Below are 863 nucleotides of genomic sequence, written 5' to 3' on the forward strand. Positions count from 1 at the left end.
AATATTGATCGTCCAGTCTAGACCAACCGCATCACAACCCGTTGCTGCGATTTGCTCTAGCCACATACCGCCATTCTTAGTAAATAGCGTAACAGGTACGCGACGACCGTCATTTTCGCGAATCAGGCCATCCACTATCTTGTGCATGTATTGCAATGAGAACAGGTTGTAATCACGAGGAGTCAGAACGCCACCCCATGTATCAAATACCATAACTGACTGCGCGCCGGCTTTGATTTGTGCATTTAGGTAGTCAATCACGCTATCTGCTAGCTTATCCAGTAGAAGATGCAGAGTTTGAGGTTCTGCGTACATCATCTTCTTGATCTTCGTGAAGGCCTTAGAGCTACCACCTTCAACCATGTAAGTCGCAAGCGTCCATGGGCTACCAGAGAAACCAATTAGAGGTACATCACCATTCAAATCTTTACGGATTTGACGCACGGCATTCATTACGTACTGCAGTTCACCTTCTGGATCTGGCAGACCGATTTTCTCTACGTCGGCTTTGCAAGTAATTGGGTTATCGAAGACCGGACCTTCACCAGCAGCAAAACGCAGACCCAGACCCATTGCATCTGGGATAGTTAGGATGTCAGAGAACAAGATCGCTGCATCAAGAGGAAAACGGCGTAGTGGTTGAAGAGTTACTTCAGACGCCAGCTCCGCATTCTTACACAAAGACATGAAATCGCCCGCTTGAGCACGCGTAGCTTTGTATTCTGGTAAGTAACGACCTGCCTGACGCATCATCCATACTGGCGTGTAATCTACCGGCTCTTTAAGAAGCGCACGCAGATAACGATCATTTTTTAATTCAGTCATTCCGTAATTCCAACTGTTAGGCTTTCTGTGAAAGGGGG

General features: G+C 47.0%; 1 protein-coding gene. It reads right to left on the bottom strand.

Features of this window, described 5'->3' with window-relative positions; all coding sequences use genetic code 11:
- A partial coding sequence (hemE, locus tag R7P74_RS25555) for a uroporphyrinogen decarboxylase (protein WP_318123439.1) occupies positions 1-825 on the bottom strand: 825 nt, incomplete at its 3' end.
- Between the last annotated feature and the right edge of the window lie 38 nt (positions 826-863).

It is taken from the genome of Vibrio sp. 2033, from assembly GCF_033339735.1.